Source organism: Sulfurisoma sediminicola, assembly GCF_003865015.1.
Lineage (GTDB): Bacteria > Pseudomonadota > Gammaproteobacteria > Burkholderiales > Rhodocyclaceae > Sulfurisoma > Sulfurisoma sediminicola.
The window spans coordinates 125,981-141,811 of sequence record NZ_BHVV01000006.1 but is presented as its reverse complement, the minus strand read 5'-3'; the positions used below and the strand labels follow the sequence as shown (position 1 = coordinate 141,811).

13 protein-coding genes and 3 tRNA genes are annotated in these 15,831 nt (G+C 66.5%); 9 read left to right on the top strand and 7 right to left on the bottom strand.

What is annotated here, in order from left to right:
• Position 1 precedes the first annotated feature (1 nt).
• On the bottom strand, positions 2 to 3,505 hold the full coding sequence (gene smc / locus EJE94_RS09555; protein ID WP_207855884.1) for a chromosome segregation protein SMC: 3,504 nt from the start codon (positions 3,503 to 3,505) through the stop codon (positions 2 to 4).
• Between the two features lie 68 nt (positions 3,506 to 3,573).
• Here smc and queF point away from each other — a divergent pair, with 68 nt between their 5' ends.
• On the top strand, positions 3,574 to 3,993 hold the full coding sequence (gene queF / locus EJE94_RS09550) for a preQ(1) synthase (protein ID WP_121240938.1): 420 nt from the start codon (positions 3,574 to 3,576) through the stop codon (positions 3,991 to 3,993).
• A gap of 12 nt (positions 3,994 to 4,005) precedes the next feature.
• Positions 4,006 to 4,773, top strand: coding sequence for a fumarylacetoacetate hydrolase family protein (locus EJE94_RS09545; RefSeq protein ID WP_121240936.1), 768 nt, complete (start codon positions 4,006 to 4,008; stop codon positions 4,771 to 4,773).
• Here the strand turns inward: EJE94_RS09545 and EJE94_RS09540 are convergent.
• Positions 4,766 to 5,503 carry a sulfite exporter TauE/SafE family protein gene (locus EJE94_RS09540; protein ID WP_165904797.1) on the bottom strand — a complete coding sequence of 246 codons (738 nt, stop codon included), beginning with the start codon at positions 5,501 to 5,503 and terminating at the stop codon, positions 4,766 to 4,768. The two genes, EJE94_RS09545 and EJE94_RS09540, sit on opposite strands and share 8 nt — an antisense overlap.
• A 109-nt stretch (positions 5,504 to 5,612) precedes the next feature.
• Here EJE94_RS09540 and EJE94_RS09535 point away from each other — a divergent pair, with 109 nt between their 5' ends.
• Complete coding sequence (locus tag EJE94_RS09535) at positions 5,613 to 6,353, top strand: DUF2189 domain-containing protein (RefSeq protein ID WP_121240931.1); 741 nt, start codon at positions 5,613 to 5,615, stop codon at positions 6,351 to 6,353.
• On the opposite strand, the gene EJE94_RS09530 is transcribed toward EJE94_RS09535, so the two are convergent.
• Entirely contained in the window at positions 6,317 to 7,204 is an 888-nt protein-coding gene (locus EJE94_RS09530; protein ID WP_207855882.1) for a DMT family transporter, read from the bottom strand. The two genes, EJE94_RS09535 and EJE94_RS09530, sit on opposite strands and share 37 nt — an antisense overlap.
• Positions 7,205 to 7,281: 77 nt before the next feature.
• On the opposite strand from EJE94_RS09530, the gene dapC reads away from it, so the two are divergent.
• Genes dapC through prmB form a run of 5 tightly spaced genes read left to right on the top strand, consistent with a single transcriptional unit; the run spans position 7,282 to position 12,547 of the window.
• Positions 7,282 to 8,475 (top strand): succinyldiaminopimelate transaminase, encoded by a 1,194-nt coding sequence (gene dapC / locus EJE94_RS09525; protein WP_121240929.1) that lies wholly within the window; start codon positions 7,282 to 7,284, stop codon positions 8,473 to 8,475.
• A gap of 21 nt (positions 8,476 to 8,496) precedes the next feature.
• Positions 8,497 to 9,315, top strand: a complete 819-nt coding sequence (gene dapD, locus EJE94_RS09520; RefSeq protein ID WP_121240927.1) for a 2,3,4,5-tetrahydropyridine-2,6-dicarboxylate N-succinyltransferase — start codon at positions 8,497 to 8,499, stop codon at positions 9,313 to 9,315.
• 24 nt (positions 9,316 to 9,339) lie between these two features.
• A complete protein-coding gene (locus tag EJE94_RS09515; RefSeq protein WP_207855880.1) occupies positions 9,340 to 10,506 on the top strand; it encodes a PilT/PilU family type 4a pilus ATPase in 1,167 nt (388 codons plus the stop codon).
• Positions 10,506 to 11,639, top strand: coding sequence for a succinyl-diaminopimelate desuccinylase (gene dapE, locus EJE94_RS09510; RefSeq protein ID WP_121240925.1), 1,134 nt, complete (start codon positions 10,506 to 10,508; stop codon positions 11,637 to 11,639). The genes EJE94_RS09515 and dapE overlap by 1 nt, the downstream gene beginning before the upstream one ends.
• 2 nt (positions 11,640 to 11,641) lie before the next feature.
• The gene (prmB, locus tag EJE94_RS09505; protein ID WP_121240923.1) at positions 11,642 to 12,547 is read left to right on the top strand and encodes a 50S ribosomal protein L3 N(5)-glutamine methyltransferase; all 906 of its coding nucleotides are present in this window, start codon (positions 11,642 to 11,644) and stop codon (positions 12,545 to 12,547) included.
• 73 nt (positions 12,548 to 12,620) lie between these two features.
• On the opposite strand, the gene EJE94_RS09500 is transcribed toward prmB, so the two are convergent.
• The 3 genes from EJE94_RS09500 to EJE94_RS09490 form a co-directional block, all read right to left on the bottom strand.
• Positions 12,621 to 12,696: transfer RNA gene (locus EJE94_RS09500), tRNA-His, on the bottom strand.
• 18 nt (positions 12,697 to 12,714) lie between these two features.
• Positions 12,715 to 12,791, bottom strand: a tRNA-Arg gene (locus EJE94_RS09495).
• A 33-nt stretch (positions 12,792 to 12,824) separates the two neighbouring features.
• Positions 12,825 to 12,901: transfer RNA gene (locus EJE94_RS09490), tRNA-Pro, on the bottom strand.
• A gap of 135 nt (positions 12,902 to 13,036) precedes the next feature.
• Between EJE94_RS09490 and dksA the strand changes: the two genes are divergently transcribed.
• Positions 13,037 to 13,462 carry an RNA polymerase-binding protein DksA gene (gene dksA / locus EJE94_RS09485; protein WP_121240921.1) on the top strand — a complete coding sequence of 142 codons (426 nt, stop codon included), beginning with the start codon at positions 13,037 to 13,039 and terminating at the stop codon, positions 13,460 to 13,462.
• Between the two features lie 237 nt (positions 13,463 to 13,699).
• Here the strand turns inward: dksA and pnp are convergent, their stop codons facing one another.
• Positions 13,700 to 15,805: a polyribonucleotide nucleotidyltransferase gene (gene pnp / locus EJE94_RS09480; RefSeq protein ID WP_207855919.1), complete on the bottom strand. Its 2,106-nt coding sequence runs from the start codon at positions 15,803 to 15,805 to the stop codon at positions 13,700 to 13,702.
• Between the last annotated feature and the right edge of the window lie 26 nt (positions 15,806 to 15,831).

The following is a 15,831-nucleotide window of genomic DNA, read 5'->3' as shown; positions in this document are numbered from 1 at the left end:
GCTAGGCAGCCTCCTTCGTCATGAGCAGCGCTTCCTGAACATCGACCTCGACGACGCGGGAGACGCCCTGCTCCTGCATGGTGACCCCGATCAGCTGCTGCGCCATTTCCATCGCGATCTTGTTGTGGGTGATGAAAATGAACTGGGTCTGCACCGACATGCGCTTGACCAGTTCGCAGAAACGTTCGGTATTGCTGTCGTCGAGCGGCGCATCCACCTCGTCGAGCATGCAGAACGGCGCCGGGTTGAGCTGGAACAATGCGAACACCAGCGCCGTCGCGGTCAGTGCCTTCTCGCCGCCGGAAAGCAGGTGGATCGTGGAATTCTTCTTGCCCGGCGGCTGCGCCATGATCTGGATGCCGGCGTCGAGGATCTCTTCGCCGGTGAGAATCAGCCGGGCTTCGCCGCCGCCGAAGAGCAGCGGGAACAGCGTGCCGAAATGACCGTTGACGGCATCGTAGGTTTGCTGCAACTGCTCGCGCGTCTCGCGGTCGATGCGGCGGATCGCGTCCTCGAGCGTGTTGATGGCGGTGGCGAGGTCGGTCGATTGCGCATCGAGGAAGCCCTTGCGCTCCTCGGCCACGGCGAGCTCCTCGAGCGCGGCGAGATTGACCGGACCCAGCGCTTCGATTTCCGCCGCCAGCCGGGCAATGTCGCCGGCCAGCGCGCTTTCCCTGAGCCCCGGCGTGAGGTCGGCGGCGAGCGCCGCCTCCGCAGCCTCATCATGCACGCCGGCTTCGACCAGCCGCTGCTGGAACTGTTCCTCGTTGAGGTGCGCTTCCTGCTGCTTGAGCTTGATGGCGGTGATGCGGTCGCGTGCCGGCTGCAGACCCTGCTCGAGCTTGAGGCGCTGCTCGTCGAGAATGCGCAAGTCCGCAGCAGCCGTCTCCAGCGCGTTGCGCCGCTCGCCGAGCAGTCCCTCGCGGCCCTGGCGGCCGGAGAGCGCGGACTGCAACTGCTCCTGCAACACGGCATCCGAGATGCCGGCGATTTCCGTGCGCGCCGCCTCGGTTTCGGTCGCCACCCGCGCCAGCTGGGTGCGGGCGATCTCGGCGGCGCGGGCGTTGTCCTCGAGCTTGGACAGGCACTCGCGCTCGGAGAACCCTGCCTCCTGCGCCTCGCGCGCCAGCTGGTGTTCGAGGGCGCGCGCCTCGCGCAAGGCCACGTCCTTCTGCCGTTGCTGGTCGAGCGTCTCTTCGAGCCGAGCCCGCACCGCATCGAGCTGCTCGCGGCAGCGCAGCGCTTCGGCATCGGCACGCCCCTGCTCGGTACGTTCGTTGGTTTCGCCGCGGCCGATTTCCTCGAGGTCGCGATCGATCTGGCCGGCGCGTTCCTCGAAGCGCGCCTGCGCCTGGGTCAGCTTGAGCGCCTCGACGTGCGCGGCATGGAGCCGCTGCTGCGCTTCCTGTGCGGCGCGGCGAGCCTCGGCCAGCTGCTGCTGCCCCTCGGCCAGTTGCCGCTCGGCCTCCTGCTGCGTCTCGCGCGCGGCTTCTTCTTCCAGCTCGCGCGATTCGATCAGCGCCGCCAGTTCCTCGATCTCGCGCTGGCGCTCGATGACGCCGTGGATGCGGGCATCGGGGACATACAGCGTGAGGCCGTGCGGTGAGCGCAGATGGCCCTCGCGGCTGACCTTGATGCCGGCCGTCGCTGCCGCCAGTTCGCCGGCGCTGGCAACGCAGGCGACATCGGCCAGCCAGTCGTCCAGCACCGCCGCCCAGCGCGGGTCGTCGCAGCGCACCTTGTCGCGCAGCGAATTTTCCGGCGCGGGCCGTGCCGGAGCACCATCGGGCAGGGCCAGAGAAAAAGTCTGCGGTGGCGGCACGGCAAGCGCGCGTTGCGCCGTCGCCGCGTCGGTTGCCAGCGCGGCCAGCCGCTCGCGCAGCACCGCCTCGACGGCCGTTTCCCAGCCCGCCTCGACCTGGATCGCGCGCCACAGCGGCTGCGCGTCGGCCAGGTTCTGCTGCTTAAGCCAGTCGCCGATCTCGCCGCTCTGCTGCACCCGGCTTTGCAGTTGCTGCAGGGCGTCGTGGCGGGCACGGCTTTCGGTCACCAGGCGGTGGGCGCCCTGCAGGCGCTCGCGCGCGCTGCGCAGCGCGCTCTCGAGACCCGGCAGCTTCTGCTGCAGGTCGGCGAGGCGCTGCTGCTGCTGCGCCAGTTCTTCCTCGGCGCGGGCTTCGGCCTCCTGCGCGGCGGCGAGCTGCACCGGATCGGGCTGACCGAGCGCGGCGCGCTCCTGCTCGAGGCGAGTGCGGCGCTGGGCGAGATTGTCGAGCGCGCGGATGGCATGGCCGCGGTCGGCCTCGGCCAGGCGCACGCCCTGCTCGGCTTCGTTGAGCGCCTTGCGCGCCTCGGCCACCAGCTGGCCGGCGAGCTGCACGTCGTTCTCGGCTTCGGGCAGGCGCGCGGCCGCCTCTTCGTGACGGGCCCCTGCGGTCAGCGCGCGTTCGCGCGAGTTCTCCAGCAGCGACTTCCAGCGGAACTCCTCTTCCTCGACGCGCTGAAGCTCGCCCGACCAGTGGCCATTCTCGACTTCAAGCTGCGCCAGGCGCGTCTCGAGGCGCACGCGCGAGTCGCGCACGTGGTTGATCTCGGACTCGAGCCGCTTGACCTCGGCGTTGGCCGCGTACATCTCGGCCTGCGCCGCATGCAGCGCGTCGGAGGCGGCGAAGTGCGCCTCGCGCGACTGCTCGACCCGGGCCTCGACCTCGCGCAGCTGCGCGGTCTCGGCCTCGACGCGGTTCTCGGCCTTTTCGACGTCGCGGGCCAGGCGCTCGGCGTCGGCGCGGGCGTCGTTGCGCTTCTTCAGCCAGAGCAGGTTCTGCTGATGGGCCAGCTGGCCGTTGAGGCCGTGATACTGCTTGGCCACCTCGGCCTGGGCGGAGAGGCGCCCGATCTGGCTGTCGAGCTCGTTGCGGATGTCGTCGACGCGGGCGAGATTCTCGCGCGCGTCCTCGAGCCGGTTCTCCGTCTCCTTGCGCCGTTCCTTGTACTTGGTGACGCCGGCGGCCTCCTCGAGAAAGAAGCGCAGCTCGTCGGGCTTGGCCTCGACGATGCGCGAGATCATGCCCTGGCCGATAATGGCGTAGGCGCGCGGCCCGAGGCCGGTGCCGAGGAAGAGGTCGATGACGTCGCGGCGGCGGACGTGGAGGTTGTTGATGTAGTAGTTGGAGTTGCCCTCGCGGTCGAGCACGCGCTTGACCGTGATTTCGGCGTATTGCGACCACTGGCCGGCGGCGCGGCCCTGGGCGTTGTCGAAGAACAGCTCGACGCTGGCGCGCGAGACTTCCTTGCGGCCGCCCGAACCCTTGAAGATCACGTCCTGGATCGACTCGCCGCGCAGTTCCGAGGCCTTGGACTCGCCCAGCACCCAGCGCACGGCGTCGATGATGTTCGACTTGCCGCAGCCGTTGGGGCCGACGACGCCGGCCAGCTGGCTGGGGAAGACGACGGTGGTCGGCTCGACGAAGGACTTGAAACCGGCGATCTTGAGCTTGGTGAGGCGCACGCGGAAGGATGGGGCTGGACGAAAGGGCGGCATTATAATGCCTCACCCTGAAATCCCGCGCCGCCGCCATGCCCAGCCAGCCCGCCAAAGTCCTCGAGACCTTCCCCAATCCGGCACCCCACCGCGACTACCAGATCCACATGGAAGTTCCGGAGTTCACCTGCCTCTGCCCCAAGACCGGGCAGCCGGATTTCGCGGTGCTGACGCTCGATTACGTGCCGGACAGGCTCTGCGTCGAACTGAAGAGCCTCAAGCTCTACGTCTGGAGCTTCCGCGAGGAGGGCCATTTCCACGAAGACGTCACCAACCGCATCCTCGACGACCTGGCCAAGGCGGTGAAGCCGCGCTTCATGCGCCTGACCGCGCGCTTCTTCGTGCGCGGCGGCATTTTCACCAATGTCGTCGCCGAGCACCGCAAGAAGGGCTGGAAGCCGACGCCGCGCGTCGATCTGGCCGAGTTCGCGGCGCAGTCGAACTTCCGCGGCTAAGCGCGCAGCCGCATGAGCCACTGGTTACGCTGCGAACATGCCGGCCGCGCGCTCTTCGGGGAACTCGTCGGCGATCGTGTCCGCGTCCATGCGGGCGAGCTATTCGGCGCCAAGGCGCCCACCGGCGAGGAACTGCCGCTGGCCGAAGTGCGTCTGCTCACGCCCTGCCAGCCGGGCAAGCTGCTCGGCCTGTGGAACAACTTCCACGAGCGCGCTGCGGTCGAAAAGCTCACCCGTCCAGCGCATCCGCTCTATTTCGTCAAGACCGACAACTGCTATCTCGCCGGTGATCAGGACATCCGCAGGCCGACCGGCTACGACGGCCCGGTGGTGTTCGAGGGCGAGCTCGGCGTGGTGATCGGCAGCGAGTGCCGCAACGTCGCAGAAGACGAGGCCGAGCGGCACATCTTCGGCTACACCTGCGTCAACGACGTCACGGCGCGGGCGGTCCTCAAGAGCGATCCCTCTTTTCCGCAGTGGGTGCGGGCGAAGAGCTTCGACACCTTTGGCGTCTTCGGGCCGGTGATCGCGACCAGCATCGCCGTCGACGGCCTGCGGGTGCGCACCGCGGTCGACGGCGTGGAGAAGCAGAACTACCCGGTCGCCGACATGTTCTTCTCGCCGCGCCAGATCGTCAGCCGCATCTCCCAGGACATGACCCTGCGGCCGGGCGACATCATCGCCTGCGGCACTTCGGTCGGCACCGACGCCATGGCCGCCGGCTGCAGCGTCGAAGTACGCATCGACGGCATCGGCGCGCTGCGCAGCCGCTTCATTTGAGCAGCAGCGCCAGGCCGCTGCCCACCAGCAGCAGGCTGATGGCGCGCTGGAAGGTGCGCGGGCTGATGCGCGTATGGATGTGGCCGCCGACGTAGAGCGCCACGGCCATCACCGGCAGCGCCGCCAGCGCCGTCAGCAGGAAGTCGCGGGTGAATAAATCCGCTGCGGCGTAACCGACGAGGCGCCCGCTGCCGTCGATGAGAAAGGTCGCGGCGAAGGTGGCGCGCAACTCGCTCTTGTCGAGGCCGCGCAGGCGGAAATAAATGATGTAGAAGGGACCGCCGGTACCGAACAGCGTGCCGATGAGGCCGCCCGAGCTGCCGGCCAGCGCCGCCCAGGCCTTCGAATAGCCCCCCGTGACCTCCAGGCCGAAGAACTGGTAGAAGGCGAAGAAGAGCACGAAGGCACCCAGCGCATGGGACATCGCATCGGCGGACACCGTCTTCAGGATCAGCACCCCGGCGATCACGCCGATCAGGGTGAACGGCAGCAACGGCAGCAACTCGCGCCAGCGCACCTCCCTGCGGCTGGCGAGGCTCTGCGAGAACGAGGCGATGTAGTCGAGCAGCACGACCAGCGGCACCACCGCCTGCAGCGGCAGCCGCAGCGCCAGCAGCGGAATCGAGATCAGCCCCGAGCCGAAGCCGGCGAGGCCGCGCACGACATAGGCGATGGCCAGCACCACCGCGCAAAAGGCCAGGTCACCGCCGGTCAGCGTACTGAGCAACACCCCTCCCTCCTGCAGCCGGCAGCGAACGTCGCCCCTTTGATACCATTATTGCACGCAGCATCAACGAATACCCCCTTGGCATGCGGGGGAAACGAGGGGGAAACCGGCCATGACCGAACGACCGCTGACATTCGAAGCGATCGCCGACGCGCTCGAACGCGGCTGGCGCACGGCCAACGCGACGCGCGCGGTCAGCATCGCCTACGCCGGCATCTTCACCGTCATCGGCGCAGTCATCATCGGCGCCCTGATCGCGGCCGGCCGCACCCCCTTCATCGTCGCCGCCGCCGGTGCCTTCATGCTGGTGGGGCCGGCGATTCTCGCCGGCTTCTTCGCCATCGCCCGCCGCGCCCATGCCGGCGAGCCCGTCGTCTTGGCGACGGTGGCCGCCGGCTTCGCCCGGGCCTCGGCCGCCGTCTGGGTCATCGCCCTGGTCTGCGCCCTGCTCTTCATGATCTTCATCACCGACGTCGCGATCCTCTACAGCTACATGGTCGGCGGCGATCCGATCTTCCCCATGGACCTGATTCCCGTCGCGGCCAACGTCGCCTCCTTCATGCTCTGGGGCCTGATCTCCGGCGCGGTGATCGCGCTGCTGCTCTTCGCGATCTCGGCCTTCTCGGTGCCGCTGCTGTGCGACCGTCGCACCGACCTGGTCGCGGCGGTGGTGACGAGCGTGCGCATCGTTTTCCGCAATTTCATCGCGGCCATGAGCTGGGCGCTGCTGCTGTCGGCCGCGACCATCGGCAGCATCCTGCTGCTGCCCCTGTTGCCGCTGGTGTTGCCGGTGATGGCCTACGCCAGCCACGAACTCTATCGGGCGGTCCTGCCCGAATCCGCATCGAACTGACGCCGCCCGTCGGCGGCGGCGTCCGCCCTCGCCGAAACCACGCTGGCAGCGACGATCATGGCGCCGCCCAGCCACTCCTTGAGCCCCATCGCCTCGCCGGCCAGCAGCCAGGCGGATACGGCCCCAACCGCCAGCTCGAACATGAATATGACGATGGCGCGATTGGCCGGCACATGGGCCAGGGCGAACTGAACCAGCAGATTGACCACCAGCAGCACGACGCCGACGCAGGCCACCAGCCCCCAATGAACCGGGGTCATGCCGCCGAGGGCGGCCGGCGGCTCGAAGATCGCGGCGACGGCGCCAAGCGTCACCGTGCACAGGAATACCGCCGTCGACTTGAGTTCGATCGAATGCTGCGGCGTGCGGCGGATCAGCACGTTGGCCAACGCGAAGAGGAAGCCGGCGCCGAGCCCGAGCCATTCCGCGCCCTTGTCGGGCAGCGGCAGCCCGAGGCGCGGCTGCCACAGCATGACCGCGGCGCCCGCAAGCGACAGCGCGATCACCGCCGCCCCGACGCGTCCGGCCCGTTCATGGAGCAGCAGGCGCGCCAGCAATACCGTCCACAGCGGCGCGAGGTAGAACAACAGCAGCACGCGCATGACCTCGCCGTGGAGCATGGCCAGCACGTAGCCGATGTTGCAGCCGGCCGAACTCAGGCCGACCGCCAGCAGCCACCACGAGGGCCGCTCGCAACAGCGGCGTGCCGCCAGCACCAGCACGCCGAGCATCAGCGCGACGAGATAGGTGAGAACGGAGGCGCGAATCCCCGACAAACCGGCAGCCTCGAACACGCGGTAGGGATACCAGATCAGCCCCCAGACCGTGGCGCTTGCAAGCAAGGCGGCCACCGCGGTCCTGGCCTCGGCGGGGCGGGGGCGTAGCCTATAATGCCCGACTTCCAGTGCCGCCAACCTCGTCCCTCTCCGTGAATCCCCGCCTCGACCTGCTCCAGCCCTATCCCTTCGAGAAACTGCGCCAACTGTTCGCGGGTGTCACTCCGCCGGCGGGGCTCAAGGAAATCAAGCTGTCGATCGGCGAGCCACAACACGAGACGCCGGCCTTCATCAAGGAGGCGCTGACGGCAAACCTGGCGGGACTGGCGAATTATCCTACCACGCAGGGCACCGACGCCCTGCGCCAGGGCATCGCCGCCTGGATCGGGCGGCGTTACGGCATTCCGGCCCCGAATCCGGCGACCGAGGTGGTTCCCGTCAATGGCTCGCGCGAGGCGCTGTTCGCTTTCGCCCAGGCCGTGATCGACGGCTCCCGCCCGGGCGCCGCGGTCATCTGCCCCAACCCCTTCTACCAGATCTACGAAGGCGCGGCCCTGCTCGCCGGCGCCACGCCGCTGTTCCTCAACACGCTGCCGGCGCACGGTTTCACCATGGACTTCGGCGCGGTTCCGGCGCCGACTTTTGCGCGGACCCAGCTCGTCTATGTCTGTTCGCCCGGCAATCCCACGGGCAAGGTGATGAACCTCGACGACTGGGCACGACTGTTCGAACTTTCGGACCGCCACGGCTTCGTCATTGCCTCGGACGAGTGCTACTCGGAAATCTATTTCGACGAAAAGGCGCCGCCGCTCGGCGGTCTCGAGGCGGCGCGCAAGCTCGGTCGCGACGACTACCGCCGGCTGGTGATGTTCTCCAGCCTGTCGAAGCGCTCCAACGTGCCGGGGCTGCGCTCGGGCTTCGTCGCCGGCGACGCGGCCGTCATCAGGCAGTTCCTGCTCTACCGTACCTACCACGGTGGCGCCATGAACCCGGCGGTGCAGGCCGCGTCGCTCGTTGCCTGGAACGACGAGGCCCACGTGCGCGAAAACCGCCGCCTCTACGCCGAGAAGTTCGATCTGGTCACGCCCATCGTCGCCCGCCACCTCGAAACCGCGGTGCCCGAGGCCGGCTTCTACCTCTGGGCACGCACGCCGATTCCCGATACCGACTTCGCCCGCGAACTCCACCACCAATATAATGTGACCGTCCTCCCCGGCAGCTTCCTCGCCCGCGACGCGGACGGCGTCAATCCCGGCGCGAACTACGTGCGCATCGCGCTGGTCGCGGGACTCGACGAATGCCTCGAAGCTGGGCAGCGCATCGCCGACTTCTGCCAGAAACTCTGATTCGACACAAAGGAAAACCAGATGCAACAACTGCAAGCCATCATCGACGAAGCGTGGGAAGACCGCGCCAATCTCAAGCCCGGCTCCGCTCCCGCCCGCGTCGGCGAGGCCGTCGACCACATCATCAACGACCTCGACCAGGGCAGGCTGCGCGTCGCCGAGAAGATCAACGGCGAATGGGTGACCCATCAGTGGATCAAGAAGGCGGTGCTGATCTCCTTCCGCCTCGAGGACAACCGCCTGATGGACAACGGCCCGATGCGCTACTTCGACAAGGTGCCGACCAAGTTCGCCAGCTACGGCACCCATGAATTCGAGAAGGGCGGCTTCCGCGTCGTGCCACCCGCCGTCGCGCGCCGCGGCAGCTACATCGCCAGGAACTGCGTGCTGATGCCCAGCTACGTAAACATCGGCGCCTACGTCGACGAAGGCACCATGGTCGACACCTGGGCCACCGTCGGCTCCTGTGCCCAGATCGGCAAGAACGTGCACCTCTCCGGCGGCGTCGGCATCGGCGGCGTGCTCGAGCCGGTGCAGGCCAACCCGACCATCATCGGCGACAACTGCTTCGTCGGCGCCCGCTCCGAAGTAGTGGAAGGCGTGATCCTCGAGGACAACTGCGTGATTTCGATGGGCGTGTTCATCGGCAAGAGCACCAAGATCTACGACCGCGCCACCGGCGAGATCATGTATGGCCGCGTACCGGAAGGCTCGGTGGTCGTCGCCGGCAACCTGCCCTCGGCCGACGGCAAGTACAGCCTCTACTGCGCGGTGATCGTCAAGCGGGTCGATGCCCAGACCCGCGCCAAGACCGCCATCAACGAGTTGCTGCGCGACTGATTCAGCCGCACGAGGAGAACCGACATGGGCACCATGGACCGTCTGTTCCAGCTGATGGCCGACAAGAAGGCCTCGGATATCTTCGTCTCCGTCGGCTCTCCGATCCACATCAAGATCAACGGCGTCGCCATGCCCGTCAACCAGACGGTCATGGACATGAACACCATCAACGCGCTGCTCAAGGAGATACTCAACGAGCACCAGTTGAAGGAGTTCGAACAGACGCTGGAGATGAACACCGGCTATGCCCTCGAGGGCGTCGGCAACTTCCGCGTTTCGGTGATGCGCCAGAAGGGCACGCCCGCCTTCGTCGTGCGCTACATCCCGACGGAAATTCCGCGCTTCGACACGCTCAACCTGCCGCCGGTGCTGCTCGAGGCGGTGATGGAAAAACGCGGCCTGATCCTGATGGTCGGCGCCACCGGCTCGGGCAAGTCGACGACGCTGACGGCGATGCTCGACCACCGCAACGCCAACCAGTCGGGTCACATTCTCACCCTCGAGGACCCGATCGAATTCATCTTCAGGAACAAGAAGGCCATCGTCAATCAGCGCGAAATGGGCGCGGACACCAAGACCTTCCAGGTGGCGCTGAAGAATGCGCTGCGCCAGGCGCCGGATGTGATCTTCATCGGCGAGATCCGCGACAAGGAGACCATGTCGCAGGCCATCGCCTACGCCCAGTCCGGCCATCTCTGCGTCGCCACGCTGCACGCCAACAACAGCTACCACGCGATGAGCCGCATCATCAGCTTCTACCCGCTGGAGAACCGCCCGGCGCTGCTGGCCGACCTCGCGGTAACGCTGAAGTGCGTGATCTCGCAACGCCTGGTGAAGAAACCCGACGGCGGCCGCACGCCGGCGGTCGAGGTCATGCTGAACTCGCGCCACCTCGCCGAACTGATCGAGAAGGGCGACCTCAACGGCATGAAGGAAGCGATGGAACAGAGCATGTCGCCGGGCTCGCAGACCTTCGAGCAGGCCCTGGTCAAGCTCTACCGCGACGGCACCATCACCCTCGAGGAGGCCATGGCCAATGCCGACTCCGCCAACAACCTGCACTGGCTGATCAACAACACCGAAGCCAACGCCGGCAAGACGGAGCAGAAAATCGACGTCGCACCGCCGGGAGCCGAAATCACCGAGAGCGGCGCCTCCTTTTCCGAATTCACCCTCAACGTGGAGAACTGATGGGCGACGGTGCCACGCTTTCGCTCGCCCGCCAGCTGATCGAGCGGCGTTCGGTCACGCCCGACGACGCCGGTTGCCTCGACCTCATCGGCAAGCGACTGGCCACGCTCGGCTTCAAGCTCGAGCGCATCGACAGCGGTGGCGTGTCGAACCTGTGGGCCCGGCGCGGCAGCGCCGCGCCCCTGCTCTGCTTCGCCGGCCACACCGACGTCGTGCCGTCCGGTCCGCCCGAACGCTGGGCCTTCGACCCGTTCCAGGCGACGGAGCACGACGGCCATCTTCATGGCCGCGGCGCCGCCGACATGAAGTCCTCGCTGGCCGCCTTCGTCGTCGCCTGCGAACGCTTCGTGCACATGCACCCGCGGCACCATGGCTCGCTCGCGCTGCTGCTGACCTCCGACGAGGAAGGCGACGCCATCCACGGCACCGTCAAGGTGGTGGAGGCGTTGAAGGCGCGCAATGAACTCATCGACTACTGCGTCGTCGGCGAACCCACTTCGGCCAAGCGCTTCGGCGACACCATCAAGAACGGCCGGCGTGGTTCGCTCTCGGCGAAGCTCGTCGTCAAGGGCGTGCAGGGCCATGTCGCCTACCCCGAGCAGGTGAAAAACCCGGTGCATCTCGCTGCGCCGGCGCTGGCCGTGCTCGCCGGAACGATCTGGGACGAGGGCAACGAGTATTTCCCGCCGACGAGCTTCCAGATTTCCAACGCCCATGCCGGCACCGGCGCGACCAACGTCGTGCCGGGAACTTTCGAGATCCTGTTCAATTTCCGCTTCTCGACGGCCAGCACGCCCGATGAACTGAAATCGCGCGTGGAAAAGATCCTCGCCTACCACAAGCTCGATTACGACATCGTGTGGACGCTCGGCGGCAAGCCCTTCCTGACGCGCCCGGGCAAGCTCGTCGCCGCACTGAAGGAGTCGATCGAGGCCCATGCCGATGTCAGCACCGAATTGTCGACCACGGGTGGCACTTCGGATGGCCGCTTCATCGCCGACATCTGCCCCGAAGTCGTCGAGTTCGGCCCGATCAACGCGACGATCCACAAGGTCGACGAGCGTATCGCCCTCTCCGATCTGGAACCGCTGGCGCACATCTACCAAGGCGTGATGAAGCGCCTGCTGACCTGACCATGTTCGCGCAGACCGACGAGCTGCTGACCCTTCGCGACTGGCTGCGCTGGGCGGTCAGTCGCTTCGCCGAGGCCGGGCTGTTCTTCGGCCACGGCACCGACAACGCCTTCGACGAGGCGGCCTGGCTCATCCTGCACACCCTGCACCTGCCGCACGACCGGCTCGAGGTCTTCCTCGATGCCCGTCTGACGCCGGACGAACGGCTGGCCGTGCTCAACGTCCTGCAGCAGCGCATCGCCCGCCGCCTGCCGGCCGCCTACCTGACGCACGAAGCCTGGCTCGGCGACTTCCGCTTCTACGTGGACGAGCGGGTCATCGTGCCCCGCTCCTATTTCGCCGAGCTGCTCCGCGAATCCTTCGCACCCTGGGTGGCCGATCCCGAGGCCATCGCCGATGCCCTCGACCTGTGCACCGGCTCCGGCTGCCTCGCCATCCTCATGGCCCATGCCTTTCCGAACGCCCGCGTCGATGCCGTCGACATTTCGGCGGATGCGCTGGCCGTGGCGCAGCGCAATATCGCCGACTACGGCCTCGACGAGCAGGTCCGCGTCGTCCGCTCCGATGTTTTCGGCAAGCTCGGCAAGCACCGCTACGATCTGATCATTTCCAACCCGCCCTACGTCACGGCCGCCGCCATGGCGAGCCTGCCGGAAGAGTATCGGCGCGAGCCCTCCCTCGCGCTGGCCGCCGGCGAAGACGGGCTGGACATCGTCCGCACCATCCTGGCGGAGGCCCCGCGGCACCTGAAGCCGGAAGGACTGCTCGCCATCGAGGTCGGTCACAACCGCGAGATCGTGGAGGCCGCCTTCCCAGAACTGCCGTTGACATGGATCGACACGGCGCATGCCGAAGGCAAGATCTTCCTGCTGCACGCACGCGATCTCGAACACCTGAACCGGGGCTGACGGCAGGTCGCAGCGCTGCAGCATGCAGAAAAGGGAAAGGCGGCAAGACCGAAAGATCTTGCCGCCTTTTGTTTGGGGTGGCTGATGGGGCTCGAACCCACGACAACTGGAATCACAATCCAGGACTCTACCAACTGAGCTACAGCCACCACTATAAAACCAAATTCTGGCCCGCCCGAAGGGACTCGAACCCCTAACCCCCGGCTTAGAAGGCCGGTGCTCTATCCGGTTGAGCTACGGGCAGTCCGATGAGCTTGCCAAATTCGGGGGAACGCTTTGGTCGGGGTGAGAGGATTCGAACCTCCGACATCTTGCTCCCAAAGCAAGCGCGCTACCGGGCTGCGCTACACCCCGAGAAGCGCGCATTCTACTGATGCCGCGAACCCCGGTCAATCGTTGCGCGCAGGAATATCTTGTCCCTGACGGCGACTTGCGGCGGGGCGCGCTTTCGTTTATAAAGCGCACTTCCCCAATCCGGATTTTTCGAGCATGGCCGAAGATTTTCTGCACAAGCAATTCCCGCCCTACGCTGCCAAGAAAGGCGAGGAATACATGAACAGCAAACAGCTGGCGCACTTCCGCAAGATCCTCGATGCGCTGAAGCAGGAGCTGCTCGACGACATCGAGCGCACCGTGCACACCATGCAGGATGAGGCCACCGTCTTCGCCGACCCCAACGACCGCGCCAGCCAGGAATCCGACATCGCCCTCGAACTGCGCAACCGCGATCGTGAGCGCAAGCTGATCAAGAAGATCGACGAATCCATCGATCGCATCGAGTCCGCCGAATATGGCTATTGCGACAGCTGCGGCGTCGAGATCGGCCTGAAGCGCCTCGAGGCCCGCCCCACCGCCACCATGTGCATCGACTGCAAGGAGCTCGAGGAACGGCGAGAGAAACAGATGGCCAAGTAGGTCATCTGTTTCTTGGTGCAGGCTAACTTGCCCTAGCAAGTTACGCCGGAACTAAAAGCAAAGACGAAGGCCAAGCGTTGCTTGGCCTTCGTCGTTTTCAGCGCAGGCTAACGTGAGCGTAGCGAACGTTAAGCGAAGCCCGAAGCCAAAGGCAGATGGCCGCCTGACTAGCCAAACAAAAAAGGACGCCGCGGCGCCCTTTTTTGTTGCCTGAGCCGCCCTTGCGGGCGACCGGACTTACTCGGCAGCAGGGGCCGGAGCGGCTTCCAGCAGGGCCTTCATCGACAGGCGCACGCGGCCCTTGTCGTCGGTCTCGATGACCTTGACCTTCACGACCTGGCCTTCCTTGAGGTAGTCGCCGACGGCGTTGACGCGCTCGTTGGCGATCTGCGAGATGTGCAGCAGGCCGTCCTTGCCCGGCAGCACCTGGACGATGGCGCCGAAATCGAGCAGGCGCAGCACCGTGCCTTCGTAGACCTTGCCCACCTCGACCTCGGCGGTGATGTCCTCGATGCGCTTCTTGGCGACCTGCGCCATGTCGGAATTGACCGAGGAGATGGTGACGGTACCGTCTTCCCCGATGTCGATGACGCAGCCGGTTTCCTCGGTCAGGCCGCGGATCACCGCGCCGCCCTTGCCGATGACGTCGCGGATCTTCTCGGGGTTGATCTTGATGGTGATCATGCGCGGAGCGAAGGTGGACACCTCCTGGCGATGTCCCGACATCGAGCCCTGCATGACGCCGAGGATATGGATGCGGCCTTCCTTGGCCTGGGCCAGCGCGACCTGCATGATTTCCTTGGTGATGCCCTGGATTTTGATGTCCATCTGCAGCGCGGTGATGCCGTTCTCGGTACCGGCGACCTTGAAGTCCATGTCGCCGAGGTGATCCTCGTCGCCGAGAATGTCGGTCAGCACGGCGAAGCGGTTGCCGTCCTTGATCAGGCCCATGGCGATGCCGGCCACGTGCGCCTTCAGCGGCACGCCCGCATCCATCAGCGCCAGCGAGCCGCCGCAGACGGAAGCCATCGACGACGAGCCGTTGGACTCGGTGATCTCGGAGACGAGGCGCATGGAGTAGCCGAATTCCTCGCCGGTGGGCAACACGGCGGCAATGGCGCGCTTGGCCAGGCGGCCGTGGCCGATCTCGCGGCGCTTCGGCGTGCCGACGCGCCCGGTTTCGCCCGTGGCGAAGGGCGGCATGTTGTAGTGGAGCATGAAGCGGTCGCGGTACTCGCCGGCCAGCGCGTCGATGATCTGCTCGTCGCGGCCGGTGCCCAGCGTGGCGATCACCAGCGCCTGGGTCTCGCCGCGGGTGAACAGCGCCGAGCCGTGGGTGCGCGGCAGCACGCCGTGGCGGACCGTGATCGGACGCACGGTGCGGGTGTCGCGGCCGTCGATGCGCGGCTCGCCGTTGAGGATCTGCGAGCGGACGATTTTCGCCTCGAGCTCGAACAGCACGTTGCCGACGTGGGCGGCGTCCGGCGCGCCTTCGCCGGCGCACAGTTCGTCGGTCACGCGCTTGAAGATCTCGCGGCACTTCTGGGTGCGCGCCTGCTTCTGGGTAACGCGATAGGCCTCGCGCAGGTCGGCTTCGGCCATGGCGGCGACGCGGCCGATCAGCGGCTCGTCCTTGGCGGGCGCCTGCCAGTCCCATTCCGGCTTGCCGGCGGCCTCGACCAACTCGTTGATGGCCTTGATCGCGGCCTGCGACTGGTCGTGGCCGAAGACGACGGCGCCGAGCATGATCTCCTCGGACAACTGCTGCGCCTCGGATTCGACCATCAGCACGGCGGTGGCGGTGCCGGCGACGACGAGGTCGAGCTGGCTGGTCTTCAGCTGCTCCTTGGTCGGGTTGAGGATGTACTGGCCGTCGGCGTAACCGACGCGGGCGGCACCGATCGGACCGTTGAAGGGAATGCCGGAGATCGCCAGTGCGGCGGAGGCGCCGATCATGGCCGGGATGTCGGAATCGACCTCGGGATTGACCGACAGCACATGCACGATGACCTGCACTTCGTTGTAGAAGGCGTCAGGGAACAGCGGGCGGATCGGGCGATCGATCAGGCGCGACGTCAGCGTCTCCTTCTCGGAGGGACGGCCCTCGCGCTTGAGGAAACCGCCGGGAATGCGGCCGGCCGCGTAGAACTTCTCGATGTAGTCGACGGTCAGCGGAAAGAAATCCTGGCCGGCCTTGGCGTCCCTCTTGGCCACCACGGTGGCCAGCACCACAGTGTCGTCCATGTTGACCAGCACGGCACCGTCGGCCTGACGGGCGATTTCGCTGGTCTCCAGCGTGACGGTGTGGGTGCCGTAGGCAAAGCTTTTCTTGATCGGGGTCAGCACGTTCAATCCTTTCTGATCAGCGT